This is a genomic window from Brevibacterium sp. VCM10, from assembly GCF_000583215.1.
Lineage (GTDB): Bacteria > Actinomycetota > Actinomycetes > Actinomycetales > Brevibacteriaceae > Brevibacterium > Brevibacterium linens.
On record NZ_JAJB01000046.1, the window covers coordinates 34,122 to 60,488 of the forward strand.

General features: G+C 64.8%; 30 protein-coding genes. 22 read left to right on the forward strand and 8 right to left on the reverse strand.

The features are described from left to right. Positions 1-45: 45 nt before the first annotated feature. On the forward strand, positions 46-1,035 hold the full coding sequence (dapF, locus tag AD89_RS0113545; protein ID WP_025779753.1) for a diaminopimelate epimerase: 990 nt from the start codon (positions 46-48) through the stop codon (positions 1,033-1,035). Positions 1,036-1,056: 21 nt separating this feature from the next. On the opposite strand, the gene AD89_RS0113550 is transcribed toward dapF, so the two are convergent. Continuing rightward, complete coding sequence (locus tag AD89_RS0113550) at positions 1,057-1,671, reverse strand: class I SAM-dependent methyltransferase (protein WP_025779754.1); 615 nt, start codon at positions 1,669-1,671, stop codon at positions 1,057-1,059. A gap of 129 nt (positions 1,672-1,800) precedes the next feature. Here AD89_RS0113550 and hflX point away from each other — a divergent pair, with 129 nt between their 5' ends. Further along, the gene (gene hflX / locus AD89_RS0113560) at positions 1,801-3,273 is read left to right on the forward strand and encodes a GTPase HflX (RefSeq protein WP_025779756.1); all 1,473 of its coding nucleotides are present in this window, start codon (positions 1,801-1,803) and stop codon (positions 3,271-3,273) included. Beyond that, positions 3,270-5,240 carry an ATP-dependent DNA helicase gene (locus AD89_RS0113565; RefSeq protein WP_025779757.1) on the forward strand — a complete coding sequence of 657 codons (1,971 nt, stop codon included), beginning with the start codon at positions 3,270-3,272 and terminating at the stop codon, positions 5,238-5,240. Before hflX ends, AD89_RS0113565 begins: the two co-directional genes overlap by 4 nt. 93 nt (positions 5,241-5,333) lie before the next feature. Here AD89_RS0113565 and lexA read toward each other — a convergent pair whose 3' ends face one another. Then, positions 5,334-6,089 (reverse strand): transcriptional repressor LexA, encoded by a 756-nt coding sequence (lexA, locus tag AD89_RS0113570; protein ID WP_025779759.1) that lies wholly within the window; start codon positions 6,087-6,089, stop codon positions 5,334-5,336. A gap of 234 nt (positions 6,090-6,323) precedes the next feature. Between lexA and AD89_RS0113575 the strand changes: the two genes are divergently transcribed. The 9 genes from AD89_RS0113575 to AD89_RS0113615 all read left to right on the forward strand — a co-directional run bounded on the left by AD89_RS0113575 (position 6,324) and on the right by AD89_RS0113615 (position 14,606). Continuing rightward, positions 6,324-6,662: a LysM peptidoglycan-binding domain-containing protein gene (locus tag AD89_RS0113575; RefSeq protein WP_025779760.1), complete on the forward strand. Its 339-nt coding sequence runs from the start codon at positions 6,324-6,326 to the stop codon at positions 6,660-6,662. 138 nt (positions 6,663-6,800) lie between these two features. Beyond that, positions 6,801-7,979, forward strand: a complete 1,179-nt coding sequence (locus AD89_RS0113580) for a histidinol-phosphate transaminase (RefSeq protein WP_025779762.1) — start codon at positions 6,801-6,803, stop codon at positions 7,977-7,979. Further along, entirely contained in the window at positions 7,976-8,572 is a 597-nt protein-coding gene (hisB, locus tag AD89_RS0113585) for an imidazoleglycerol-phosphate dehydratase HisB (RefSeq protein ID WP_025779763.1), read from the forward strand. Before AD89_RS0113580 ends, hisB begins: the two co-directional genes overlap by 4 nt. Beyond that, complete coding sequence (locus tag AD89_RS0113590) at positions 8,569-9,171, forward strand: hypothetical protein (protein ID WP_025779765.1); 603 nt, start codon at positions 8,569-8,571, stop codon at positions 9,169-9,171. Before hisB ends, AD89_RS0113590 begins: the two co-directional genes overlap by 4 nt. Further along, a complete protein-coding gene (hisH, locus tag AD89_RS0113595) occupies positions 9,168-9,842 on the forward strand; it encodes an imidazole glycerol phosphate synthase subunit HisH (protein WP_025779767.1) in 675 nt (224 codons plus the stop codon). Before AD89_RS0113590 ends, hisH begins: the two co-directional genes overlap by 4 nt. A gap of 58 nt (positions 9,843-9,900) precedes the next feature. Continuing rightward, positions 9,901-10,638 carry a bifunctional 1-(5-phosphoribosyl)-5-((5-phosphoribosylamino)methylideneamino)imidazole-4-carboxamide isomerase/phosphoribosylanthranilate isomerase PriA gene (gene priA, locus AD89_RS0113600; RefSeq protein WP_025779769.1) on the forward strand — a complete coding sequence of 246 codons (738 nt, stop codon included), beginning with the start codon at positions 9,901-9,903 and terminating at the stop codon, positions 10,636-10,638. Between the two features lie 4 nt (positions 10,639-10,642). Next, positions 10,643-11,497 (forward strand): SseB family protein, encoded by an 855-nt coding sequence (locus AD89_RS0113605; RefSeq protein WP_025779771.1) that lies wholly within the window; start codon positions 10,643-10,645, stop codon positions 11,495-11,497. Between the two features lie 46 nt (positions 11,498-11,543). Continuing rightward, complete coding sequence (locus AD89_RS0113610) at positions 11,544-12,890, forward strand: M20 family metallopeptidase (protein WP_035320875.1); 1,347 nt, start codon at positions 11,544-11,546, stop codon at positions 12,888-12,890. Positions 12,891-12,953: 63 nt separating this feature from the next. Then, entirely contained in the window at positions 12,954-14,606 is a 1,653-nt protein-coding gene (locus AD89_RS0113615) for an AbgT family transporter (RefSeq protein ID WP_025779774.1), read from the forward strand. Positions 14,607-14,618: 12 nt separating this feature from the next. Here the strand turns inward: AD89_RS0113615 and AD89_RS19360 are convergent, their stop codons facing one another. Continuing rightward, positions 14,619-15,635, reverse strand: coding sequence for an NAD-dependent epimerase/dehydratase family protein (locus AD89_RS19360; RefSeq protein ID WP_155807452.1), 1,017 nt, complete (start codon positions 15,633-15,635; stop codon positions 14,619-14,621). 65 nt (positions 15,636-15,700) lie between these two features. Between AD89_RS19360 and AD89_RS0113625 the strand changes: the two genes are divergently transcribed. From AD89_RS0113625 to AD89_RS0113635, 3 genes are all read left to right on the forward strand, one after another. Continuing rightward, the gene (locus tag AD89_RS0113625; protein WP_025779777.1) at positions 15,701-16,387 is read left to right on the forward strand and encodes a TetR/AcrR family transcriptional regulator; all 687 of its coding nucleotides are present in this window, start codon (positions 15,701-15,703) and stop codon (positions 16,385-16,387) included. Positions 16,388-16,522: 135 nt separating this feature from the next. Further along, positions 16,523-16,996, forward strand: a complete 474-nt coding sequence (locus AD89_RS0113630) for an SRPBCC domain-containing protein (RefSeq protein WP_025779778.1) — start codon at positions 16,523-16,525, stop codon at positions 16,994-16,996. Next, on the forward strand, positions 16,993-17,355 hold the full coding sequence (locus AD89_RS0113635) for an ArsR/SmtB family transcription factor (protein WP_051505264.1): 363 nt from the start codon (positions 16,993-16,995) through the stop codon (positions 17,353-17,355). Before AD89_RS0113630 ends, AD89_RS0113635 begins: the two co-directional genes overlap by 4 nt. Before the next feature lie 158 nt (positions 17,356-17,513). Here AD89_RS0113635 and AD89_RS0113640 read toward each other — a convergent pair whose 3' ends face one another. Continuing rightward, entirely contained in the window at positions 17,514-17,885 is a 372-nt protein-coding gene (locus AD89_RS0113640) for a DUF1844 domain-containing protein (RefSeq protein WP_025779781.1), read from the reverse strand. Positions 17,886-18,233: 348 nt separating this feature from the next. On the opposite strand from AD89_RS0113640, the gene infC reads away from it, so the two are divergent. From infC to AD89_RS0113660, 4 genes are all read left to right on the forward strand, one after another. Continuing rightward, positions 18,234-18,815 carry a translation initiation factor IF-3 gene (infC, locus tag AD89_RS0113645; protein ID WP_025779783.1) on the forward strand — a complete coding sequence of 194 codons (582 nt, stop codon included), beginning with the start codon at positions 18,234-18,236 and terminating at the stop codon, positions 18,813-18,815. Between the two features lie 100 nt (positions 18,816-18,915). Next, entirely contained in the window at positions 18,916-19,122 is a 207-nt protein-coding gene (gene rpmI / locus AD89_RS0113650) for a 50S ribosomal protein L35 (RefSeq protein WP_025779785.1), read from the forward strand. 128 nt (positions 19,123-19,250) lie between these two features. After that, positions 19,251-19,640 carry a 50S ribosomal protein L20 gene (rplT, locus tag AD89_RS0113655; RefSeq protein ID WP_025779787.1) on the forward strand — a complete coding sequence of 130 codons (390 nt, stop codon included), beginning with the start codon at positions 19,251-19,253 and terminating at the stop codon, positions 19,638-19,640. Positions 19,641-19,830: 190 nt separating this feature from the next. Continuing rightward, the gene (locus tag AD89_RS0113660; RefSeq protein WP_025779789.1) at positions 19,831-20,652 is read left to right on the forward strand and encodes a TrmH family RNA methyltransferase; all 822 of its coding nucleotides are present in this window, start codon (positions 19,831-19,833) and stop codon (positions 20,650-20,652) included. 4 nt (positions 20,653-20,656) lie between these two features. Here AD89_RS0113660 and AD89_RS0113665 read toward each other — a convergent pair whose 3' ends face one another. From AD89_RS0113665 to AD89_RS0113675, 3 genes are all read right to left on the reverse strand, one after another. Continuing rightward, complete coding sequence (locus tag AD89_RS0113665; RefSeq protein ID WP_025779791.1) at positions 20,657-21,073, reverse strand: VOC family protein; 417 nt, start codon at positions 21,071-21,073, stop codon at positions 20,657-20,659. Positions 21,074-21,181: 108 nt separating this feature from the next. After that, the gene (locus AD89_RS0113670; protein WP_025779793.1) at positions 21,182-21,574 is read right to left on the reverse strand and encodes a hypothetical protein; all 393 of its coding nucleotides are present in this window, start codon (positions 21,572-21,574) and stop codon (positions 21,182-21,184) included. Beyond that, positions 21,559-21,771, reverse strand: a complete 213-nt coding sequence (locus tag AD89_RS0113675; RefSeq protein WP_025779794.1) for a hypothetical protein — start codon at positions 21,769-21,771, stop codon at positions 21,559-21,561. Before AD89_RS0113675 ends, AD89_RS0113670 begins: the two co-directional genes overlap by 16 nt. A gap of 142 nt (positions 21,772-21,913) precedes the next feature. Between AD89_RS0113675 and AD89_RS0113680 the strand changes: the two genes are divergently transcribed. The 3 genes from AD89_RS0113680 (at position 21,914) to AD89_RS0113690 (ending at position 24,456) form a co-directional block, all read left to right on the forward strand. Further along, positions 21,914-22,573 carry a pentapeptide repeat-containing protein gene (locus AD89_RS0113680; protein ID WP_025779796.1) on the forward strand — a complete coding sequence of 220 codons (660 nt, stop codon included), beginning with the start codon at positions 21,914-21,916 and terminating at the stop codon, positions 22,571-22,573. Between the two features lie 151 nt (positions 22,574-22,724). Then, positions 22,725-23,627 (forward strand): polysaccharide deacetylase family protein, encoded by a 903-nt coding sequence (locus AD89_RS0113685; protein WP_025779798.1) that lies wholly within the window; start codon positions 22,725-22,727, stop codon positions 23,625-23,627. 88 nt (positions 23,628-23,715) lie between these two features. After that, positions 23,716-24,456: a DUF429 domain-containing protein gene (locus AD89_RS0113690; RefSeq protein WP_025779800.1), complete on the forward strand. Its 741-nt coding sequence runs from the start codon at positions 23,716-23,718 to the stop codon at positions 24,454-24,456. A 203-nt stretch (positions 24,457-24,659) separates the two neighbouring features. Here AD89_RS0113690 and AD89_RS0113695 read toward each other — a convergent pair whose 3' ends face one another. Beyond that, positions 24,660-26,291, reverse strand: a complete 1,632-nt coding sequence (locus tag AD89_RS0113695; protein ID WP_025779802.1) for an acetolactate synthase large subunit — start codon at positions 26,289-26,291, stop codon at positions 24,660-24,662. Positions 26,292-26,367: the final 76 nt, after the last annotated feature.

Genomic DNA, 26,367 nt, shown 5'->3' on the forward strand with positions numbered 1-26,367 from the left:
CGGGCACTGAAGACCTGACCCGACCGTCACCGATAGGATGGAGCCATGAGCACTCCGGATACCCCGTTCGCCGCCTGGACCGATGTCACCTTCGTCAAGGGACACGGCACCCAGAACGACTTCGTTCTGCTCTCCGACGACGACAGCAGGCTGGAGATGCATCCCGAAGCCGTCGCCACGCTCGCCGACCGTCGGGCCGGACTCGGCGCCGACGGCATCATCCGCATCGTCCGCTCCGCAGCCAGCGGCATCCCGGGAGCCGCCGAACAGGCCGACGCCGGTGCCGAATGGTTCATGGACTACTACAACAGCGACGGCAGCCTCTCCGAGATGTGCGGCAACGGCGTACGCGTCTTCGCCCACGCACTCGTGACCAGCGGCCGCGTCTCCGCCGAGGCCCGCGACATCCTCGTGGGCACCCGCGACGGAATCAAAACCGTGCGCACCACCCTCAACCCGGCCCTCGGCGTCCAGACCGGAGACGACGTCGTCGACACCGGCACGCCCGGGCCCGGATCCGCCAGCGACGCCTGGTACACGATCGACATGGGGGAATGGTCACTCGACCCGTCAAGCAGCGTGCTCGTGACCACCGGCGGCATCGAGGTCGCCCGCCCCGGACTGCGCGTGTCCACCGGCAATCCCCACACCGTCGTCGCCCTGGCCGAGAACTCCGAACTCGCCGCCGCCGACCTGCGTGATGCCCCCGTCCTCGACCCCGTGCCCGCACAGGGCTCGAATGTCGAATACATCGTCATGGAGCCCGCCCGATCCGATGTGGCCGGGGGAGAGGGCGCCCTGCGCATGCGCGTGTTCGAACGCGGCGTCGGTGAGACCCGCTCCTGCGGAACCGGTGCCTGCGCGGCCGCGATCGCAGCCCACCACTGGGCCGGCGAGAAGTCACCTCTGCAGTGGAGAGTCGACGTGCCCGGCGGTCAGCTGCGCATCGAGATCGAACCTAATGCCGAAGGCACGAGCGGACGCGTCAGCCTCGCCGGACCCGCGGTCCTCGTCGCCGGCGGCACGATCAGCTGAGCCGAAGCCGGGAAGAGTGTCTCAGCCGCGCTCGACCGTGAGCACGCGGAAGCCCTTCGACGATCCCGTCCGCACGACCTCGAAGCCGTCACCGAGCATCCCGGCGATCCACTTCTGCAGGGAATCGGCACCGAGGTTCTTCGACACGACGAGATCGGCGCGACCGCCCGGCGCCAGACGCGGCAGCCACGTCTCCAGGAGTTCGTGCAGTGCCTCCTTGCCGATGCGGATCGGGGGATTCGACCGGATCGCGGCGAACTGCAGATCGGCGGGAACATCGGCGGCGGTGACGGTGTTGATCGTATCGAGACCCAGCCTGCGCGCATTCGCCGCGGTGGTCTCCAGGGACCGGGAGTTGACGTCGAGCGCCCACACTCGCACAGCCACCTCGGCGTCCTGGGCGTCCAAGGCCGTGTGCAACGCGATCGGACCCCACCCGCAGCCGAGGTCGAGGATATCGCCGGCCGGCGGCCGCGGCAGATGCCGCAGCAGCACAGCCGTGCCGAGGTCGAGGCGGGTGGGTGAGAACGTGCCGGATACGGTTTCGACGGTGACGGCGCGGCCGGCCAGATCGAGGTTGAGTACCCGCGACTTGGCCTCGCTGCTCGGCGATTCGGTGAAATAGTGCTCTGACACCGTTTCAGTGTAGACGGCTGTGGGAGAATTGATGGACACCACCGTCGGTGCGCACCGCGACGACCGGTGCGAGGCATGACGACGTCGGCACGAGAAGCACCGTGCGGACGGCAGAGAACAAAGGAATGAATGACGTCTGAAGACAAAGAGCGTCGCAACGCGATGCTCGACCGTGTGCTCTCCCGAGGCGCCCAAGCCCTCGACGATCACGACACCACCCCCGAGGACGACCAGTTCGACCTCGCCGAGCGCGCCGCGCTCACCCGCGTGGCCGGACTGTCCACCGAACTCGAAGACATCACAGAGGTCGAATACCGTCAGGTCCGCCTAGAACGCGTCGTCCTCGCCGGCATCTGGAACACCACCCAGGCCGAAGCCGAGAACTCGATCCGCGAACTCGCCGCACTGGCCGAAACCGCCGGTTCCGACGTCCTCGACGCCCTCATCCAGCGCCGCGACAAGCCGGACCCCGGCACCTACCTCGGCAAGGGCAAAGCCGCCGAGCTCGCCGAGGTCGTCGCCTCCGTCGGCGCCGACACCGTGATCATCGACTCCGAACTCGCCCCCAGCCAGCGGCGCGGACTCGAGGACGTCATCAAGGTCAAGGTCGTCGACCGCGTCGCGCTCATCCTCGACATCTTCGCCCAGCACGCGAAATCCCGCGAAGGCAAGGCCCAGGTCGAACTCGCCCAACTCGAATACCTCCTGCCGCGTCTGCGCGGTTGGGGTGAGTCCCTGTCCCGGCAGGCCGGCGGTCGTGTCGCCGGCGGTGCCGGAATCGGCTCCCGCGGGCCCGGTGAGACGAAGATCGAACTCGACCGTCGCCGCATCCGTGCGCGCATGTCGAAGCTGCGCCGGGAGATCAACGCCATGGCGCCGTCTCGAGAGACGAAGCGGAAGAACCGCGCCCGCCATCATGTGCCCTCCGTCGCAATCGTCGGGTACACGAACGCGGGCAAGTCCTCCCTGCTCAATCTGCTCACCGACGCCGAGGTGATGGTGCAGAATGCCCTGTTCGCCACCCTCGATCCGACCGTCCGGCAGGCCAAGACCGCAGACGGCATCGTCTTCACCTACACCGACACCGTCGGATTCGTGCGCAACCTGCCCCACCAGCTCGTCGAAGCCTTCCGCTCGACCCTGGAGGAGGCCGCCGGTTCGGATCTGCTCCTCCACGTCGTCGACGCCTCACACCCGGATCCGCACGGGCAGATCCAGGCCGTGCGCGACGTGCTAGGGGACGTCGAGACTGGGGACATCCCCGAACTCCTCGTGTTCAACAAGGCCGATATCGCCGAGGAGGCCGTGATCACCGGCCTGCGCGCGGAGTACCCCGACGCCCAGTTCGTCTCCGCCGTATCGAAGGAAGGGATCGACGACCTCATCGAGGCCATCGAGAACCGCCTTCCCGTCCCGGATATCGACATGACCGTGCTCATTCCCTATGAACGCGGTGACCTCGTGTCGAAGATCTACGCCCTCGGCACGGTCGAACACGAATCGCACGGCACGGAGGGCACCAGCCTGCAGGCGAAGGTGCCGACCGAACTCGTCGACGAACTGCGCGAATTCCAACGTCCGGACCTGGTCATCGACGAGTGAAAGCAGTCGAGAACCTCCTCGAATCCGCTGTCGGCGCCATCGGCGGATCGCCACGTGAGGGTCAGCAGGAGATGGCGCAGGCGGTCGCCTCGTCGCTGGACAAGGGAATCCATCTGCTCGTGCAGGCGGGAACCGGTACCGGCAAATCGCTGGCCTACCTGGTGCCTGCCGCCGAGTACGTCACCCGTACCGGCGGGAAGGTCGTCGTGTCCACGGCGACCCTGGCCCTGCAGACGCAGATCATCCACCGCGACCTGCCCCGGCTGTTCAAGGCCGTGAAGAAGGACCTCGACCCGCTGCCCCGAGCGGCACTGCTCAAGGGGCGGCGGAACTATGTGTGCAAGCACAAGCTCGCCGGCGGATACCCGGACGAGGGTGAGGGCATGCTCTTCGACCTGGGGGCCGACGCCGAGGCGGGACGCAAACCCACCGAACGCTCGGGCCTGGGGGAGGAGATCCAGCGGATCCGCACCTGGGAGAAGACCACCGATACCGGCGACCGTGACGACCTCCTGCCCGGTGTCAGCGATCGCGCCTGGTCACAGGTGTCCGTCAATGCCTTCGACTGCCTCGGATCGAACTGCCCGCTGTTCACCGAATGCTTCGCCGAAATCGCCCGGAACAAAGCCGCCGAAGCCGATATCGTCGTGACGAACCATGCGCTGCTGGCCATCGATGCCTTCGGGGAATCGAACGTGCTGCCCGAACACGATGTCATCATCATCGACGAGGCCCACGAGCTCAGGGACCGGGTGACCAGCGCCCTGTCGGGGCAGATCAACACGAGCATGCTCTCGGCGGCGACGAGTTCCGTGCGCAAACACACCACTGTCCAGGACGGGGTCGTCTCGCTGCTCGACTCCGCCGCGGCGGCACTCGAACGCGCCCAGACCTCGGTGCCCGAGGGACTCATCCTGCATATGAGCGAGGCGCTCGGACTGGCCCTGACGCAGATCCGCGACTCCGCCCGCCAGATCATCAACGACATCGGCGGCAAGACCGAAGACGCCGATGCGGGTCGGCAGATGGCCAAGGCGCGCTGTCAGGAGATCTTCGAACTCGCCGAACGCTTCTGCGACCCGGGTAAGAACGACGTCATCTGGCTCTCCCGGTCGACGTTCAGAGAGAAGGAGACGACGAACCTCGTCGTCGCACCCTTGAGTGTGGCCGGCACCATGCGCAACGGGATCTTCGAAGAATCGACGGTCGTGGCCACCTCGGCGACGTTGTCCCTGGGAGGGAACTTCGACGCGGTGGCCGCTTCGTTGGGACTCTTCGGACCGGACGCACCGAAGTGGGACAGCCTCGATGTCGGATCGCCCTTCGACTACGGCAAGCAGGGCATCCTCTATGTCGCCTCCCACCTGCCCAAACCCGGACGCAGCGGGCTGAGCGAGGAAGCGCTGACCGAACTCGAAGAACTCGTCGAATCCTCGAACGGCGGGGCACTGGGACTGTTCTCCTCGCGGGCGGCGGCCAATGCGGCGGCCGAACACCTGCGGACGAAGTTCGACTTCCCGATCCTGCTCCAAGGCGACGACGGACTGCCGGCCCTGGTCTCCCAGTTCACGGCCGACGATCAGACCTGCCTGTTCGGAACCATGTCTCTGTGGCAGGGAGTCGATGTGCCGGGACGGACGAACCGCCTGGTCATCATCGACCGTCTGCCGTTCCCGCGCCCCGACGACCCGCTCATGCAGGCGCGGGCACGCGATGCCGACCAGCGTGGAGTCAACGGATTCATGGCGGTGTCGGCCACGCATGCCGCCCTGCGTCTGGCTCAGGGCGCCGGACGCCTCATCCGGTCGACCAAGGACAGGGGAGTGGTGGCCGTGCTCGACTCGCGGCTGCGCTCGGCCCGGTACGCCGGGTTCCTCGTCAACTCGATGCCGAGGATGTGGCCGACGACGAACTCCGGTCTCGTCCGCACAAGCCTGGCCCGGCTGGCAGAGACCGACGAGAAGTGAGGCAGACGGTGCTGAGCTCCGCCGGATGACGCAGAAGCGCCCGCGACCAACCGTGGTCGCGGGCGCTTCTCAGTTCGAAGGTGGGACCGAGGCTCAGAGGCGGCGGATGACGGCGACGACGAGGCCCATGATCTGTGCGTAGGTGCCGTCGATGGGTTCGTAGTTCTCGTTCTGCGGCATCAGCCACTGCTGACCGGCTTTGCGTTTGAGCGTCTTCACCGTGGCTTCGCCGTCGAGGAGGGCTGCGACGATCTGACCGTTGTCGGCGGTGTGCTGCTTGCGCACGACCACCCAGTCGTCGTGGCAGATGGCGGCCTCGATCATCGAATCGCCGACGACCTTGAGCAGGAACATCTCACCGGAGCCGACGACCTGGGTCGGCAGGGAGAAGACATCGTCGACCTCCTGCTCGGCCAGGATCGGGCCGCCGGCGGCGATGCGTCCGACGACCGGGACCTGCACGGTGTTGTTGGCCAGCTCCTCGTACTTCGCGCGTTCGGCCTCTTCCTCTTCGAACGGATTGACCACCTCGATGGCACGCGGGCGCTTCGGGTCGCGGCGGACATAGCCGAGGCGTTCGAGCTGGGAGAGCTGGTGGGCGACGCTGGAGAGGGACGCCAGTCCGGCGGCCTTGCCGATCTCGCGCATGCTCGGCGGGTAGCCGTTGGCCACGACGGCGCGTTCGATGGTCTCGAGGACGAGACGCTGGCGGGGAGTGAGGCGGAAATCGCCCTCACCGGATGACCCCTCTGGGATCTGGACCACGTCGTCATCGCTGCGAGCGGCAGCGATCTCGGTGGCAACATCTTCGTTGCGAGGCCTGCCTCTGCCTCGTTTGTTCTGAACCACTGCTCGTTCCCCTTCGTTCTATTCCCTGCCGCTGAACGCCGTGATCTCCGCTTCGAAGATTCTCGTGTCAGTGCCGACTGAGATGGTTCTGACAGATCAATCAACAACGCTGGTTCCCTCTCATTGTCGCATAGATGTTCGAGTTGGACTGGACATTTGTTCGATTGGCATGTTGAATAGAACAGACGTTCTACCGATTACTGGTGGAATCGTACGAATGAAAGAGGTAATGCGATGTCTGCACAGAACACCGAGCTGCGCCTGACCACTCGTGGACGCCAGGCTGTGCGCCTTCTCCGGACCCTGCTCGTCGCTCTCGTCGTCATCGGCGGAGCGGTCCTCCTCGCCACCCAGTCGTTCTCGGCCGCTGCCGTCGCCGAATCGGAGACGGAAAGCATCGGCATCGACGCCGAGGCGGTCGTCGTCGGTGAAGGCGAATCGCTGTGGACCGTGGCGACGAGTCTCGGCATCGACCGCGACACCCGTGATGTCGTGGCCGACATCGTCGAGATCAACCACCTGGACACCCCGACCGTTCACCCCGGCCAGACCCTCGACGTCCCCGTCCGCTGAGGTCGAGACCGGCTCGACCGGCGGGACGCCGACCCGACTGACAGCGCGCCGACCCGTTTGATCGGGTGAGCCGACCGGCCGATCTCGATGCCCGACCCGCCGCCCGGGCGGCGGGGGCCTCTCGGTAGAATGGTCGCCGTGGGAAACATCGACTCTCTGCCAGTGCGTTCAGACCTCGTCGGCCTCAAGCCGTACGGGGCTCCGCACCTCAATGTGCCGGTCCAGCTCAACGTCAACGAGAACGCCTATCCGCTTCCGGACGTCGTCGTCGAGAGCATGCGCGCAGCGGTCGACGATCACTTCGCCGGACTCAATCGATATCCCGATCGCGAATTCACCGCACTGCGCGAACACCTCGTCACCTACTTGGACGGTGGGAACGAACGTGTCGGAGACACCGTCGACCTCGACCCCTCCATGATCTGGGCCGCCAACGGGTCGAACGAAGTGCTCAGCCATATCGTCCAGGCCTTCGGCGGACCGGGCCGCACCGTCCTCGGCTTCACCCCCTCCTATTCGATGCACCCGCTCATCACCACGGGCACCGGAGCCGAATGGCAGCACGTCGAACGCAAGGACGATTTCACTCTCGATGCCGAGACGGTCGCCGCCGAAGTGGCGCGGGCGAATCCGGACATCGTGTTCCTGTGTACCCCGAACAATCCGACCGGGACCTCGATCGGCCTCGACGTCATCGAAGCCGCCTACGACAACTGCGCAGGAATCGTCATCGTCGACGAGGCATATGCGGAATTCTCCCGCCCCGCCAAGTCCTCAGCGATGACTCTGCTCGAAGGTCGGCCCCGCCTCGTCGTCTCCCGGACCATGAGCAAGGCCTTCGCCTGTGCCGGCCTGCGCTTGGGCTACGCCATCGCCGCCCCCGAGCTCATCGACGTCCTCCGCCTCGTCCGCCTGCCCTACCACCTGTCCGAGGTCACTCAGGTGCTCGCCTGCACGGCACTCGAACACGCGGAGCTGCTGCTGGGCAACGTCGACCGTCTCATCGACTCGCGCAACCGCATGTCGAGCCACCTCGCCGAGGCGGGTTTCACCGTCCACGACAGCGATTCGAACTTCGTCCTCTTCGGCAACATCGCCTCACCGGCCGAGCTGTGGCAGAAGCTGCTCGATCGCGGAATCCTCATCCGCGATATCGGCATCACCGGCCACGCCCGCGTCAACGCCGGCACCGAGGCAGAGACCGAAGCGTTTCTGACCGCCATCGACGAGATCCTCGCCGACGACCCTGACCTCCTCGCGGACCGTCCGCAGTCTCCGACCCCGTCACCAGCCGCCCCGACGAAAGGCACTCCATGAGGCAGGCCCAGAACTCACGCACCACCTCCGAGTCCACGGTGTCCGTGTCCGTCAACCTCGACGGCACCGGCACCTCGACCATCTCCACGAGCGTGCCGTTCTTCGACCATATGCTCACCGCCTTGTCGAAGCACTCGATGATCGACCTCGACATCACCGCCATCGGCGACACCCACATCGACGTCCACCACACCGTCGAAGACACCTCCATCGTCCTCGGCCAGACCATTCGCGAAGCACTCGGCGACAAGGTCGGCATCCGCCGCTACGGCTTCGCCGCCGTGCCGCTGGACGAAGCACTGGCCCAGTGCGTCGTCGACGTCTCCGGTCGTCCCTACTTCGTCCACGAAGGCGAACCCGAAGGCCAGCAGTACCACCTCATCGGTGGTCACTTCACCGGTTCGATGACCTCCCACTCGCTGGAATCGATCGCCTTCAACGGCGGACTGACCGTCCACCTCGACCTGGTTCGCGGCCGCGACCCGCACCACATCGTCGAAGCCGAATTCAAGGCCTTCGCCCGCGCGCTGCGGCAGGCCGTCGAGACCGACCCGCGGAGCAACTCCGTTCCCAGCACCAAGGGAGTCCTGTGAGCACGACCGTCATCGTGACCCCTTTCGGGGTCGCCCAGCAGCTGGCCGCCGCGTGCGTGCTGTCGAACATCTCCGGCACCATCGTGCCGATCGGTGAGTTCAGCGGCATCGTCCTCGCCGACACCGATGTCGAAGCCGGCAACGAGGCGGCCGCGGCGATCTCGAAGCTCGCCGGCAAACATGAGGTCCTCCTCCTCGTGCGCAGCGAAGAGCAGATCGACGCCGGCCACTTCCGCCACGGCGCCCGTGAATCCGATGTGCCGGCCGGACTGGCACTGAAGAACCTCCCCGATGTCCTCGAAGGGCTGCTGCTCGAAACCGTTGCCGCAGACGACGTCGAAGGCAGCATCAGAACCGATTCGATGACGAAGCTGCAGGCCAGTGCGGCCACGATGAGCCCGGGACGGGCAGCCATGGCACGCACGGCACTGCTGTGGATCATCGCCGCCGTCCTCGCCGGACTCGTCACCGCCTTCGGCATTGCGCTCGCGCTGGGCGGGAACACCATCGCCTGGGTCGTCGCCGTGCTCGGCGTCATCGTCCTCGGGTTCTCCCTGTGGAGGATCTGGTCAGTGCTGAGCAAGGGGGCGAAGCGATGACGACAGTCGCCGTCCTCGACTACGGAGCCGGCAATGTCCGCTCCGCCGTGCGTGCGGTCGCCGCGGCCGGTGCCGAGGTCACGCTCACGGCCGACCGCGATGTCATCAACGACTCCGACGGACTGCTGGTCCCCGGGGTCGGCGCGTTCTCGGCCGTGATGGCCGGACTGGACAACGTCGGGGGAGTCGACCTCATCCGTGCCCGACACGAACAGGGCCGACCGCTGCTCGGCATCTGCGTCGGCCTCCAGGTGTTCTTCGCACGCGGCGTCGAACATGGAGTCAAGACCGAGGGCATCGGCCTGTGGCCCGGAGCCGTCACCGGCCTCGAAGCCCCGGTCATCCCGCATATGGGTTGGTCGAAGGTCAGTGCACCTGCAGACTCGGCCATGTTCGCGGGCGTCGGGGACGAACGCTTCTACTTCGTCCACTCCTATGCCGCGACCGAGCCGCCGCCGAATGCGACGGTGACGACCGCCCGTCACGGCAGCGACTTCATCGCCGCTGTCGAGGACGGCACCACCTGGGCCGCACAGTTCCATCCCGAGAAGTCCGCCGAGGCGGGCGCCAGGCTGTTGCGCAACTGGCTCGCCTCGTTCGCCGCCGGCAGCAGCCCCGGTGGTGGTTCCGGCAGCATCGGCAGCACCCCCACAGGCGCACTCAGCTCCTGACCGAGCACACCGACTATGGTTGCCTCAAACCCCGTGGCACCCTGGCAGAAAGGTCACAATGACAGACAGTTCGAACAAGCTGGTCCTCCTCCCCGCCGTTGACGTCGCCGACGGCAAGGCCGTCCGCCTCGTCCAGGGCGAAGCCGGAACCGAAACCGACTACGGCTCACCCATCGACGCCGCTCAGGACTTCGAGAGCCGCGGCGCCGAATGGATCCACCTCGTCGACCTCGATGCCGCCTTCGGACGCGGATCGAACTCGGATCTGCTCAACCAGGTCGTCAAGGCCGTGGGGATCAAGGTCGAACTCTCCGGTGGCATCCGTGACACCGAAAGCCTTGAACGCGCACTCGACACCGGGGCCGAGCGCGTCAACATCGGCACCGCCGCCCTGGAGAACCCCGAGTGGACGGCCGAGATGATCTCGCGCTTCGGCGATCAGGTCGCCATCGGCCTCGACGTGCGCGGAACCACCCTGGCCGCCCGCGGCTGGACGAAGGACGGCGGCGACCTCTACGAAGTCCTGAACACCCTCGAATCCGCCGGCTGCTCCCGCTACGTCGTCACCGATGTGCGCAAGGACGGCACCCTGCAGGGTCCCAATGTCGACCTGCTCAAGGACCTCGCGCAGAAGACCGATTCTCCGATCGTCGCCTCCGGCGGGGTCTCGAGCCTCGATGACCTGCGTGCCCTCCGTGAGCTCGTGCCCTTCGGCGTCGACTCCGCGATCGTGGGCAAGGCACTCTACGCCGGCAAGTTCACCCTGGAAGAAGCCCTCGACGTCGCAGGACGGTGAGCCGGTGAGCACGCACTCGCACGAGCCGCGCCAGTCGGACGAGCCGGGCCACTCGCACGAGCCGCACGAGCCCCGGTCCGCCGCATCTGCCGACCAGGCAGGCGAGGCCCACGCCCCGACGGATTCCGCCGGGCAGGCGTGGGCGGGCCGGGACCTCAAACCCAACCCGTTCTCCGGTGACACCGGGCTGGCCGATGCGGCCCTGCTGGAGGCCATGACCCAGGTCGCTCAGGCACCCCTGGATCCTGCCGCACACCAGCAGGTCGTCCGGGCTCTGTCCGGGACCAGGCTCTACGCCCCGATCGTGCCGATGGCTCTCGACCAAGAGATCGGAGAGAACGGGCTGATGACCGACAACTCCTCGGAGATGGCGATGGTCCGCCTGCAAGCCGAGGACGGACGCGAGTGCACCCCGGGATTCTCCGGAATCCCACCATTGACGGCGTGGCATTCGGACGCCCGTCCCGTGCCGATCGAATCCGAGCGGCTCGTCCTCGGGGCGATCGAGGCCGAATCCCAGCTCGTCGTCCTCGACCCGGGTGCCGAGTCCTCATTCCTGCTGCGCCGTCCGGCGATGTTCGCGTTCGTGCAGTCCCAGCCCTGGACTCCGTCCTGGGCCGACGCCGAGGTGGCCGGGCGTCTGCGTGCCATCGCCGAGTCCTTCCCCTGGCTGGCTCGGATCGGTGTGAGTCCCGGCAGCAACAGCGTTCACCTCGGTGGGCCGGAGCTCGGCATCACGCTCGGCGTCGAATCCGAGGTGGCCCCGGAGGAAGTGCGCCGGTTCCAGGAGGCCGTCGCCGGTGACGAGGACCTCGTCGCGAAGATCGATTCCCTGGCCATCCGCCTCGTCGAAGTCTGAGCGTTCCGGGCGTGTCAGATCGGCAAGGCCCCTATGCTTATGACCCATGAGCAAAATCCGTGACCTCAGTCACTCGACCGCGCCGGACGACAGCTACCTCGACGAGATGGCCCGGCAGACCAGGGCCCGGGCCGAGCAGGCCGCCGAGTGGGCCTCCGACTTCACCGGCGCCCCGGAGACGAGCCGGTCTGGAATCGCTGCTGGCCTCGACGCTGCGGAAGGCGACCTCACGGGCCTGCTCCACACGATCCATGACCTCGCCGAGACCGCGTTCGAAGAGTTCGATTCGGTCGCCGCGATCGCCTCGGTGCTGGACAATCACGGAGTCGACGTCGAGACCGGCCTCTACGGTGTGAAGACCACACTGCGGGCGACGACGGGATCCGGCGACGGGCGCACGATCGCGATCCTCGCCGAATACGATGCCCTGCCCGAGATCGGGCATGCGTGCGGGCACAACATCATCGCCACCGCCGGAGTCGGTGCGTTCCTGGCCCTCCATGCCTTATACGAGAAGGACCCCGACGCCGTGCCGGGCACCGTCGTGCTGTTGGGTACCCCAGCGGAAGAAGGTCATTCGGGCAAAGAGGTCATGGCCCGGGCCGGCGCCTTCGACGGAATCGACGCGGCCATCATGGTCCACGGCTACGGATACGACTGCGCCGACCAGGTGTGGTTGGGACGCCGCCTGCTCAAGGTCACATACTCAGGGGTCGCCGCGCACGCCTCGGCGCAGCCTTTCATGGGGCGCAACGCCCTCGACGCGGCGAACCTCTTCTACCAGGGGCTCGGTCTGCTGCGGCAGCAGATGCCGCCGATCTCCCGCCTGCACGCGGTCATCACCGACGGCGGAACGAGACCGTCGATCATCACCGAAACCGCCACCGTGCAGTGCTACGTCCGCTCGAAGTTCCCCGAAACGCTCAAAGAGCTCTCCGACCGGGTCGAGGATACGGCGAAAGGTGCCGCACTCATGACCGGAACCGGCGTCACGGTCGACTGGGACGACCACCCGCCCTCGCTGCCCGTGCGCACGAACCAGGCGCTGACCGCCCGCTGGGCCGAACACGAACAGACCCGCGGGCGCCAGCCGCTGCCCGCCGGCGTCCTCGACGAATCGATTGCCGCGTCCACGGACTTCGGCAACGTCTCCTACCGGATTCCCGGCATCCATCCGCTCATCAAGACCGCCGACGCCGAGGTGGCCCTGCACACCCGTGAATTCGCCGAGGCAGCGAAGACACCGGACGCCGAATCCGCGGCACTCGACGCGGCCTACGGGCTTGCGTGCACCGCCCTGGACTTCCTCGCCGACGATGCCCTCGCCGCCGAGGTGACCGCAGAGTTCGACCGTGCGGGCGGAGCGATCGATGTCGAGCACTTCTTCGACTGAACTCGCCGCGTCACCGCGCGCAGCCCACCACCGAGCCCTTTCCCGCGAGAAGAAGGACTGACCATGTCAACGACGACAAACGGCAGAGTCGGCTTCGGCCAGCGAACGCTCGACTGGATCGAACGCATCGGCAACAAGCTGCCCGAACCGTTCACCCTGTTCCTCGGGCTGTTCATCCTCACCGGGCTCGTCTCCACCGCTATGGCCCTGGCCGGAGTCTCCGTGTCCATCCCCGGCACCGAGGACACCGTGGCGATCAAGGGCCTATTCACCGGTGAGGGCCTGGCATGGCTGACGACGACGATGGGGGACAACTACATCGGGTTTCCGCCTCTGGCGACCGTGCTGCCGATCCTCTTGGCCGTCGGCGTCGCCGAGAAGTCGGGGATGCTGGCCGCCGCCGTGCGCATCGCGTTCGGCAAGAGCCCGAAGTGGCTGCTGCCCTATGTCGTCGGTTTCGTCGGCGTCGTCGGCTCGATCATGGCCGATTCCGCGTTCGTCATCATCCCGCCCCTGGCCGCTCTCGTGTTCAAAGCCGCGGGACGGCACCCGATGGCCGGCCTCATCGGCGGGTTCGCCGCCACCGGAGCCGGCTATTCGACGTCGATCGTGCCCACCAGCCTCGACGCACTGTTCGCGGGCATCACCACCTCGGTGATGGATACGCTGCCGAACACCGACTACACCGCGGTCAACCCGGTGTCGAACTACTACTTCAACATCGCCTCGTCGATCGTGCTGGCGATCATCGCCGGCTTCATCATCGACCGGCTCATCGAACCGAACATGGTGCGCAAGGGCGTGCCGCGTGAATATGCGAGCGCCTCGGGGACCGGCTTGGCGCGGGAATACCGGGCGCCCGACAGCCCCTACGGGGACACCTCGGCGACATCAGAGGATCAGTCCTCGGGTGATTCCCATGAGTCCGAGACCACCGAGATCAAAGCGGAACTCGAGCCGGAGGAGAAGAAGGGGCTGATCTGGGCGGTCGTCGCGGCGCTCGTCCTCACCGCGGTGTTCCTCGTCGCATTCCTCCTCCCGGCCTCGCCATGGCGCAATGAGGACGGCGGATTCCTCCCGAAGTCACCGCTGCTGTCGTCGATCGTCTTCATCGTCTTCGCCTACTTCATGCTCATGGGCGTCGTCTACGGCTTCGTCGTGCGCACCGTGCGGTCGATGAACGACCTGGTGAGGATGATGAGCCAGTCGATCATCGACATGATGTCCTTCCTCATCCTCGCGTTCATCCTCGGCCAGTTCATCGCCCTGTTCAACTGGACGGGAATCGGTTCGTGGATCGCCGTCGCCGGAGCCTCGGGGCTTGAGGCGATCGGCCTGACCGGGCTCGCTGCAGTCATCGGGTTCATGCTCCTGGCCAGTGTGCTCAACCTATTCATCATCTCCGGGTCATCGATGTGGACGCTCATGGCCGCGGTGTTCGTTCCGCTCTTCGCCTTGCTCGGCTACGAACCGGCGTTCATCCAGGCCGGATTCCGCGTCGGCGACTCGGCCACCCAGGTCATCACCCCGCTCAACCCGTACATGATCGTCCTCCTCGGCCTCGTTCGCCGCTACGAACCCAATGCCGGACTGGGTACGGTGATCTCGCGGATGTTCCCGTTCGTCATCCCGTTCTGGCTGGCCTGGGCCGTGCTGCTGACGATCTGGTTCGTCTTCGACCTGCCGCTGGGTCCGGGCAACGGGATCCGGCTGTGAGGCCTCGTTCGCTCACCGAGGCTGCCGTGCAGGAGTCTCAGACGTTCCCGCGTCGAGCATCTGCCGCACGCCCTCCCGCCAATCGGTTGTGCCGACTGTTTCGGCCAAATCGCTGGAGGAGATGACGCAGGGTTCGTACCAGATCGGGGCCAGAGCGTTGAGCTCGTAGAAGGAGCGTTCGAACACTCCTGCCGCACGGGTCGCCCAGCGCGGCACCGTGGCCGGACGCTTGTGCTTCTGCCCGAGGGCATCCGCGGTGAAATCGGCGATCTCGGCCAGAGTCGGGTTCGACGCCGGGGCGATCCGCAGCTGGTGCGTCCCCGCGGGGACGTCATTCAGATCCTCTGCCGCTTGGATCATGGCGGCCGCGTGGTCGGCGATGACGGTGATGCCATGCGGCACGTCCGTGCGTGCGGGCACATAGACCCGTCGACCCTGACCGATCGGGTCCGTGATGCACATGCGCACCACCGATGACCACTTCTCGGCAGTTCTGCCGAGCAGGTCCCCGGCGATGACGCTTGCACACGTCGCCGGATGGGTTTCCCGTGCTTCGACCAACCGCTGCCGAATCCGTCCCTTGTCGTCGACCGGGGCGAAAGGGGAGTCTTCGGTGATCGGGGAGTCGAGGCCGGCGAAGGCATAGACCGACTCCGGGAAGACCACAGGAATGTCGAGTTCGGCCGCCGTGTCGAGGACCGCCGCATCGAGGCGGGGGAGGATCTGCTCCCATTTGCGGCTGTCGTACGCGGCGTGGGCGCAGGCGAAGATCGCATCGACTCCGGCAGCGGCCTCGGCCAGCTGGGCGCGATCACTCGCATCGGCCTTGATGTGGGTGGGGGTGCCGGATGAGTTGCTGCCGGAGCGGGTGGCGATGCGGACGGTGACTCCGACGTCCGTGAGTCGGGCGGCGATCTCCGAACCAATCTGTCCGTTTCCGATGATGAGTGCTGTTCTCATAGCGAGTCCTTCCGATGATGTTCTCATGATTGAGAGAGCGGTGCTCTCGGAATTCAGCGTAGGCCGCATGCGTCGACAATGCAAGAGCAGTGCTCACTATTGTTATCTTTGCTCTCGGACCGTAGGGTGAAGTCATGACAGAAACGACCCCACGACAGCGAGCCCGAATCGAGACGGAAGCCCAGATCACCGCGATCGGCAACCGGATGGTCGACGACGACGGAGTCGACGGGCTGTCGCTGCGGGCGATCGCGCGAGAGCTCGGGGTCGTCTCCAGCGCGGTCTACCGCTATGTGAAGAGCCGTGATGAGCTGCTGACCATTCTCATCCGCGATGCCTTCACGCAGATCGCCGATGCCGTCGATGAAGCGCTGGCGGGGGAGCGGAGCGTGGAGGCCCTCGCGCTGACCATGCTCGAATGGTCGCGCGCGCACCCGAATCGGTGGGCGCTCATCTACGGCACCCCGATCGCTGACTATGAGGCTCCGCGAGAGGAGACCGTGGTCCCGGGAACGCGGATCATGGTCGCGCTCGCGCAGCTGGTGGCAGAGGATGCTCGAGCGTCGGAACGGGCATCCGTGCCCCAGTCGGGCAAGACCGGTTCGGTGACTCAGGGTCCTGAGAGCGCACTTGCGCCGCTGCGCGACGGCCTCGAGGAGCTCGGCCTCGACTACTCCGATGCGGTCATCATGAGAACCGTGACCATCTGGGTCGCTGTCATCGGTCTGATCAACGGTCTTCGCTTCGGCCAATTCGGTCCGGGGTTCGACGAAATCGAGGGTGAACTCATGCGCGGAGTCATCGGCAGCCTCGGCGAATGAACCGCGGGGCGGGGTGGGAATCGGCGGCCGATCGATGAACGAGGGTGCAACTGAATGGTTGCACTTTAACGGGGTGCGAGATAGAGTCGTCGCCAACGCGGCCCAGTGCCGATCTCGCCGACGAGAGGAACCATCGTGACCGAGGACGACGTACCCACCACTGCGGATGATGTGCCCGACGAGATCGTCCGCAGCATCCACATCGACGCCGACGCACAAACGGTGTGGGACATCATCAGCGAACCCGGCTGGTTCATCAATGACGGCAGCTACACCGAGCATGACATCAGCTCTGAGGACGGTGTCTCTCGGGTGATTGACCCGAACGTCGGCGAATTCACCATCGGCACGGAGGAGCTCGATCCGCCTCGCCGTGCCGTCTTCCGCTGGCTCGGCGGGACGCCCGGATCATTGGACGACTTTCCCAGCAACACGATCGTTTTCACCATCGAACCAGAGGGTCAGGGCGTCCTGCTCACCGTCCGTGAGAGTGGGTTCGCCCGGCTCAGCGACGATGCCGCCGAGCGACGCCGGCGATTTGAGGAGAATGCCGAAGGCTGGGTCGAAGAGCTCGCGGTGGCGAGGGGACTCGCCGTGTCGGCGAGATGAGTGCTGCAGAGGACTCCGTTCAGCACAGATTGCTGTCGGACGAGGCGGATCTCGTCTTCAAAGCGCTGGCCGACCACACGAGACGCCGCATCCTGGTTCGGCTGTCCCAGTCGCCCGATGACGCCGGCGCCGTGGCGCGTGATCTCGGGCTGAGCCGACAGGCTGTGGCCAAGCAGCTGCGGATTCTCGAGAGCGGAGGGATCGTGAGTTCGACGACCCGATCATCCCGCCGCGTGCACTCGGTGAGTCCGTCGCAGATCCGCGAAGTATCCGATCTGCTCGGTATCGTCGCCCACGGATGGGATCGTCGCCTGCGCGGCATCAAGGCGCAGGCGGAGCGAGCAGGTGAGGATCCCTGATCCGTCGACAGTGCTTCGCCTTCGGAGCCGCCTCTCAGCCGAGACGCTGCACCGGGGGTTCGGCGGACCCGGTGGGCCATCCTCGCCGGCGAACGGCTGAACCACAGACGAAGGCGGCCCCCGACGAATGGTCGGGGGCCGCCTCGGTGATGGATGTGTCAGCGGACGGGGCCGGTGAACTTCTCTCCGGGGCCTTCGCCGGGGGCGTCGGGAATCTCCGAGGCCTCGCGGAAGGCCAGCTGCAGGCTGCGGAGTCCATCGCGCAGCGGGCGGGCGTGGTGGTCGCCGATCACGGTGGCGGCGCCGGTGACGAAGCCGGCCAGCGCGGTGATCAGCTTGCGGGCCTCATCGAGGTCCTGGAGGTCGGCGCCGTGGCCTTCGGCGGTGTCCTCGGCCAGGCCGCACTTGACGGCGGCGGCGGACATGAGGTGGACGGCGCTGGAGGTGATGACCTCGACGGCGGGGACCTCGGCGATGTCGCGCGTAACGTCGGCGATCGCCTCGGCTGGAACAGATTCTTCAGAACTCATGCCATAAGCTTGACATATAAATCAACGCGGCGATCACACCAGGGCCTCGATGTGCGAAGAGTCATGAAGCGTAGTACACTGGTAGCTGGTGCGAAGCGGAGTCTGTCTCCCACCTTGATCGCGAAGAGCGATCGGGTCCAAAGATCTGTCCTTCGGGCATTGTCCGAATGGGTGCAGATCGAGGTGTATTCACCGAACGTACGTCTACCGTACTGCTCGTGTGTGCAGGCTCCCTTGGCATGTGTCAACGGGAGCCTTTTTCGTTGCCACGACCACATTTGAGCAAAAAGGAGTGAACACATCAGCGAGACGCGCATCAATGACCGGATTCGGGTTCCCGAGGTCCGGTTGGTCGGACCCAATGGTGAACAGGTCGGTATCGTTGCCATTCGCAAGGCACTCGATCTCGCCGGTGAGGCCGGACTCGACCTCGTCGAGGTAGCCCCGCAGGCGAAGCCACCCGTAGCCAAGCTCATGGACTACGGAAAATTCAAATATGAATCTGCCCAGAAGGCCAGAGAAGCCCGGAAGAACCAGGCGAACACTGCGCTGAAGGAGATCCGCTTCCGTCTCAAGATCGACGAACACGATTACGAGACGAAGAAGGGCCACGTCACCCGCTTCCTCGAAGGCGGCGACAAGGTCAAGGTCATGATCATGTTCCGCGGACGTGAGCAGTCCCGCCCCGAGATGGGCATCAAGCTGCTCAACCGCTTGGCCGAAGATGTGTCCGACCTCGGCTCCGTCGAATCCTCACCGCGAGTCGACGGACGCAACATGGTGATGGTCATCGCCCCGCACAAGTCAAAGTCTGACGCCAAGGCGGAGGCCCGGAAGGCATCGGCTGGTGCCAAGGGCAAATCCGCTGAGGTGAAGTCCCGTCGCGATCGGGTCGCTGCCGAGAAGAACGCAGCTCGCCCGGACGCGTGAGAAATTAAGTACGTCGTGTTCCAGGCCCGTCCTGGACTGTGCGTGTGAAGTAGTTGCCGGCGGTCGACGTCGGCAACGAATTGCAAAGGAGAACGGCACTATGCCGAAGCAGAAGACGAACAGCAGCGCCAAGAAGCGCATGCGCGTGACTGGCAGTGGCAAGATCATGCGTGAAGGCGTGAACAACCAGCACAAGTTCGAGGGCAAGACCTCGGCTCGTAAGCGCCGCGTGTCCACCGACCAGGAAATCGTCGGCGGCGACCGCGCCAAGGCCCGCAAGCTTCTGGGCAAGCTCAAGGGCAGGTGAGACCCCTTTCGGGGCTTCGCTTTCCGGGCATCAGCCGGGAACTCCCACGGGCAGCCGACATCGGTTGTCTCAGCTTGAACCAGAGTCCGGCACCGCCGGCAGATACGAACTTTTCAAAGGAGTAACACGTGGCACGTGTGAAGAGAGCGGTCAACGCTCACAAGAAGCGCCGGGTCATCCTCGACCGGGCAAGCGGCTACCGCGGACAGCGTTCGCGCCTGTACCGCAAGGCCAAAGAACAGGTCATCCACTCGCTGGTCTACAGCTACCGTGACCGTCGCAAGCGCAAGGGCGACTTCCGTCGTCTCTGGATCCAGCGCATCAACGCCGGCGCCCGCGCCAACGGCATGACCTACAACCGTTTCATCCAGGGCCTCAAGGCCGCTGGAGTCGAGGTCGACCGTCGTATGCTCGCCGAGCTCGCCGTGAACGACTCGGCCACCTTCGCGCACCTGGTCAAGGTCGCCAAGGATGCTCTTCCTGCTGACGTCAACGCAGCGAAGACCGACGCCGCCTGAGCAGCGTCAACTCAAGACTCCGGTCACACAGTGACTGACCGATCGCCTCGGTGATCGACGACGGCCCCGAACTGCAGGTTCGGGGCCGTCGGTCGTTCTGTCGGGGCCCGTCTGGTCCCCGGATCAGCTTCTATCTCTTCAGCCACCACATCTTCCCCTTCAGCATCCAACGGATCGAGAACACGGTTTCATGAAACTCCCTGACGTCATCTCCTCACCACAGTCGAAGCGGATCAAGAACGCCGCGAAGCTGCTCAAGCGCCGCGACCGCAAGGCCACGGGGCAGTTCCTCGTCGAAGGTCCGCAGGCCGTCCGGGAGGCACTGGCGCGCAAGGGCTCCGTCGTCGAGCTCTTCATCACCGAGGAGGCCGCCGAGGAGCATCCCTCGTTCGTCTCCGCGGCGAAGCACGGCCGCATGCAGTGCAGCATCGTCACCCCCGAGGTGCTCACCGAGCTCGCCTCGACCGTGAACTCCCAAGGTGTCGTGGCCGTGTGCAAGACCCTGGACGTTGAACTGACCTCAGTTGTCGACAAAGAAGCTCAGCTCGTCGTCGTCCTGTCGCAGGTACGTGATCCGGGCAACGCCGGCACGATCATCCGGCTGGCCGATGCTGCGGGCGCCGATGCCGTGGTGCTGACGTCGTCGTCGGTGGATGTCTACAACGACAAAGTCGTGCGGTCGACCGCCGGTTCGCTCTTCCACATTCCCATCGTCACCGGAGTCGGCCTGTCCGAGGTCACCGAACTGGCCCGTGCACGCGGCCTGCAGGTGCTCGCCGCCGACGCCAACGACGAAGCCCACGGTCTTCACCACCCGTGGGATACAGGCCTTGATCTCACCGCCCGGACCGCGTGGGTCTTTGGAAACGAGGCCTGGGGGATGAGCGCCGAGGATCTGGAGCTGTGCGATTCGTCTGTGGCTGTTCCGATCTACGGCTCGGCCGAAAGCCTCAACCTCGGGACTGCTGCTGGTGTGTGCATCTACGAGAGTGCGCGGAATCAGCGGATGTGAGGGGCTAGTTGGTTCCGGCGGCCTTCGCCGTCTGCTCGTTGGCGACGAGTTCCCAGATGTAGCCGTCGAGGTCAGCGAAGTAGCCCATGTACGACCCATCCACGTCTTGACCCGGATCGGCTGATCCGCCGGCGGCAACCGCACGGTCGAGCACCTCATCGATCTCAGCACGCGTGGTGAACGCACACGAGATGATGCTGGCGCCTGGAACCGGATTCTTCGAACCCGGCTGCCCCGAGAGCTCAAGGTATTGACCGTATTCGTCTGCGGTGATGAAGAAGATCGAGAGGTTGGGCAGTTCGAAGGCGACGATGCCGTCCTCCACACCGTCGGTTTCGAGTCCGAGCCCTTCGGCGTAGAAGTTCGCGGTGGCCTGTGGGTCGGCAACGGGCAATGACAGGATCGTTGTCAGTGGCTTCATTACTGGAGTCTAGCGGGGGAGTGTCGTCGAGGCGGATTCCACCTCTTACTGCAGTACACGATCATTACTCGTGGCTCAACGGGTGCCTTGTCAGACGGACTTCGCGAGTTAGGAAGCAGAGGCCAAGAGCTGGCTGGCTCTTTGGTAGGAAACGCCCAGGGTCTCACCGATGTCCCGCACCGTCATTCCCAATTTGCGCAGCTCCTCGGCAGCCTGGCGTGACTCGGACGCTGCCTGACTATTAGCGGTGGCAACGATTTCCCTCAGTCTGGCTGCCTCTTGCAGATGCTCTTGGGCGGCGCTGGGAACGATTGAAACAACTGTGACTTCAACTGCCGTTTCGGGAACATCGGCAACGAAAGCGATAGCCTCCGGCATGATCTTCTTGGCTTCCGCGAGTGATTTGGATTGTGACAGTGCTCCGGGGACTTCACGGCACTGCAATGACCACCAGGATCCGTTGCGGGTTGCTTCGACTGTGTAAATCACTTCCGCCACCATGCTTTCCCGAGTTCCTTCGCGTACTGATCAAAGAATTTTCGTGCGGTGTCATCGTCGATTTTACTGTGCCGACCGAGCGTGGATCGAGTCTGTCCGACCGTGACGCCTGTGTGGTTGGTGAGTTCGGTCAACGAAAAATCTTTCCCGACTTCTTTGGCTGCTTGATTGAGCTTCTTGAGAACAGCCGCCCGCTTCATTACTCAAGTCTAGTGCAGGGTAGACAGGGGCGTCTAGAGCGATCTAGACAAGTTCGTTGAAATGAAACTGCACCGGAGAGGTCTTGCCTGGGTCTACCGTCCGATGAAATGCCGTGTCCATAGGAGCCGTTAGGGTGGCGTTATGGCCACCGAATCTCCGCGCCCACCGAAGCTCAGCCTCGACGATCTGGTTCCGGGCTTCCTCGGTGATATCGGTCCCGAGGAATTCCTCGAAGGGATGGAGTTGAGCGACCTCAACCTCGCCGAGGCGGACGCCACCCAAACGACGTTCCTCGACTGTCGAATGACGAACGTGAACTTCGGCGACGCCGAGGCTCCGATCGACCTCACCGGAGCCAGGATCTCCGGAACGGAGATCACGGACTGCCGCGCGGACACCTGGACCATGCCCCGCGGAAACCTGCTGCACACTGACGTCTCCGGTACGCGGATCGGCGCCGGCATCGTCTATGACAGCGTGTGGGAGAAGGTGCAGTTCACGAACTGCCGCATCTCCTACCTCAACCTACGGGAGTCGAAGCTCACCGATGTCGAATTCCGGGACTGCAAGATCGACGAGATCGACCTCGACCGAGCGAAGGCCAGCCGGGTCGCCTTCCCGGGAAGCAGCGTCGGCGTCTTCCAGTGCGAAGGCGCCACCCTCGGCAACGTCGACATCCGGGGACTGGAACCGCACAAGATCTCCGGAGTCCACTCGCTGCGCGGAGCGACCATCGACGTCACTCAGCTCATGCTCTTCGCTGAACTCTTCGCCTCAGAACTCGGCATCACCGTGGAGTGAGCACGGGAGTTTCCTAGCGGAGTAGCAAGGTCTCTGACCTGGTGAGACACCTATTGCGCAGATCACACTTCGGTGAAAGACTCACAGCATCGCGGCATTCGCCCGCAGCGAATCCGCGTTCTCACTTTCGACTCGACGGAGGATGCGCAAGATGGCCAAAGAGATTTTCGTTTCACTCGGTATCGACATCGATGCGGTGTCAGGCTGGCTCGGTTCCTACGGCGGCGAAGACTCTCCCTCGGACATTCAGCGGGGCATCTTCGCCGGCGAAATCGGAGTTCCCCGGCTCCTGAAGATGCTCAAACGCCGCGACCTCAAGGCAAGCTGGTTCATCCCCGGACATTCGCTCGAGACCTTCCCTGACCAATGCAAGGTGGTGCACGACGACGGACATGAGATCGGCGCCCACGGCTACAGCCATGAGAATCCCGTCGCCATGACGAACCGTCAGGAAGACATCGTGATGGAGAAGTCCGTCGAGCTCATCACGAACCTCACCGGCAGCCAGCCACGCGGCTACGTCGCCCCGTGGTGGGAGCTGAGCGCATACACTCCAGAGCTGCTCAAGAAGTTCGGTTTCGAATACGACCACAGCCAGAGCCACAAGGATTTCGTGCCGTACTACTCCATCGCCGGCGACGAATGGACGCCGATCGACTATTCGCAGTCGCCGGAAACGTGGATGAAGCCGCTCAAGCACGGCAAGGAGATCGACCTCGTCGAGATCGCCGCGAACTGGTACGTCGACGACTTGCCGCCGATGCTGTTCGTGAAGAGCAGCCCGAACAGCCACGGGTTCGTCAATCCGCGCGATATCGAGACCCTGTGGCGCGACCAGTTCGACTGGGTCTACCGCGAACTCGACTATGCGATCTTCCCGATCACGATCCACCCGGACGTGTCCGGCCGTCCGCAGGTGCTGCTCATGCTCGAACGTCTGCTGGACTACATCGGCGGGCACGACGGTGTGAAGATCGTGACCATGGGCGAGATCGCTGATGACTTCCGGGCACGCTATCCGTTCGAATCACCTGAACGCCCGCCGGCGTACTGATAACACTGGTCAGCAAACGGCGTCCGTCGTCGATACCTCCGTGAAGCGGGCAGATGGCCCCGTGAATACTCATGGAAAGAAGGTCGGGATGAGAGTTGCCGGAGTCGACCTCGCAGCCGAGGCAGACCGCACTGGCCTCGCCATACTCAACGTTGGCGAGCGGGAATCCCTCAACGCGCGAATGACAATTGACGAACTTCTTCTTGGCGCCGACGATGACGCGATCCGGGACACAATTGTTCAGGCAGGTCGGACAGGTATTGACGTGCCTCTTGGCTGGCCACAGAAGTTCGTCGAATTCGTGTCCGACCACGCCAGTGGAAGTCTGTCCGCGCCGGTGACCACCGACCGCGAATGGCGACGGGGGCTGGCGCTGAGGGACACTGACCGGTCCGTCCAACGCTGCACCGGTGTCTGGCCATTGAGCGTGGCCACCGAGCGGATTGCTTATGCGGCAATGCGCTGGGCCGGTATTGAGGCACACCTGAGGGCAGAGGGCGTCTCAGCCGCTCGAGACGGGTCGGGTGTCGTTTATGAGGTCTATCCTGCGGCAGCGCTGAAAGCGTGGGGCCTGCAACATCGTGGTTACAAAGGACAGAAGAACTCTGAAGTCCGGAACCAATTGGTTGACGACCTGTCCGCGAAATTTCCCAACTTGGAGTGGAACGGGCACAAAGACTTCTGCGTCGCCGACGACAATGCGCTGGACGCAGTGCTCGCCGCCATCATCGCACTGGAAGCCTATCTGGGCAGATGCGAGCCGGCTCCCGCTGAAATGAAGTCGAGTGCGCGAAGAGAAGGGTGGATCTGGGTTCCTCGAAATGATTGACCTGGCTAGTCTTCGTTCGCTAACCCCTCGGGACTGTCCAGAGCAGTGAATCGATCGGCCAGGCCCGAAGGGCAGCCTTCACGGTCCCGCCGAGGGATCCCCACGCGCACAGCGTGGAGACCCCCAGCAGAACCGTGAAGATACGTGACCGTATCAATTGGCCAGTTGCCGGATCAGGGTCGCAAGCACCATAAAACAGTGCCTCACCGACGTCCCAGCTCGTCGATAAGCACGCGTTTGTTCTCCGAATAGTCGATGGGCACGACCACGACGTGCACGCCGCCAACAGAGAATGCATTCTCCAAGGCGACGCTGATGCTGTCGACATCCTCGACGCGGGTGCCGATTGCCCCATACGATTCCGCGTACCTGACGAAGTCGGGGTTGCCGTAGGTCAGACCGTAGTCGGGGAATCCGTCCGCGGCCTGCTTCCACCGGATCATGCCGTAGGCGTTGTCCTCAAGGATGACCACGACGAGGTCCAGCCCGAGCCTGACAGCGGTCTCCATCTCCTGGCTGTTCATCATGAACCCGCCGTCGCCGACCACGGCCATGACCCGACGCTCCGGGTAGGTCAGCTTCGCCCCGATGGCCGACGGCAGCCCGGCGCCCATCGTCGCCAGCGCATTGTCGAGCAGCAGAGTGTTCGCCCTGGTCGTGCGGTAGTTGCGGGCGAACCAGATCTTGTACATTCCGTTGTCCAGGGCCACGATTCCGTCGGTCGGTACGACGTCACGGACCTCCTGGACGATCCGCTGTGGGATGAACCTATCCGCATCGGCTCCCTCGTGGATCTTGATGAGGATCTCATCACGCATCGGCAGGAGCGCCTCGGCGGTGGGTACGGGAGACCCGAGCACCTCGGCGAGCTTGTCCAAGGACGGACCCAGGTCACCGATGACCTCGAACTGCGGGAAATACACCTGCTCGACGATGGCGGGACGGTACCCGATGTGCACGACCGTCGGCCCGGTCTCATCCATCGTGAACGGCGGCTTCTCCGTCGTATCGTGGCCGATGGTGACGATGACATCGGCGGCATCGATCGCGTCGTGGACGTAGTCACCGGAGGTCAGGGCCGCCGTGCCCATGTACAGATCCGACGCGCCCGTCACCGATCCCTTGCCCATCTGCGTGGTCACGTAGGGGATGCGCATCCCTGCGACGAAACGCGACAGAGCCTCACTGCACGAGGCCCGGGACGCATCCGCACCGAGCATGAGCAGCGGGTTATTCGCCTCCCTGATGACGTTCGCGGCGTTCGCGATCGCCGTATCTCCGGCGACGGGCCGACTGTTCGTATGCGGTTCGATGAGCTCGAACCCGTCGACCGGCATCCCCGCGATGTCCTCGGGCAGTTCGAGGTGCACCGGTCCCGGACGCTCGGCCTGGGCAGCGCGGAACGCTTCGCGGACCATCGTCGGAATCATCGCCGCCGAGCTGATCTGCTTGCTCACCTTCGTCAGCGGATCCATCGTCGCCACCGTGTTGACCATCTGGAACGCCGCCTGCTCGGCCGTGCGGATGCCCTTCTGCCCGGTGATCATGATGACCGGCATCCCGCCGAGGTGGGCGTACGCAGCCCCGGTCGCCAGATTGAGTGCGCCCGGCCCCAAGGTCGTGAGCACGACCCCGGGCTTGCCCGTCAGCCGACCGTAGGTGGCGGCCATGAACGCGGCCGCCTGCTCATGCCGGGTGAGGATGAGTTCGATCGATGAGTTCCGCAGGGATTCGACGAAGTCGAGGTTCTCCTCGCCGGGAAGGCCGAAGATCCGCTCTACACCTTCGTTCTCCAGGGCTCTGACCATGACATCTGATGCACGTTGTGTCGTCATGTGCCCGACCCTACGCCTCACGCGGCTCGATCCCTATGACCGATCCCACACAACCGTCACCGAGGCGGCCCACCCA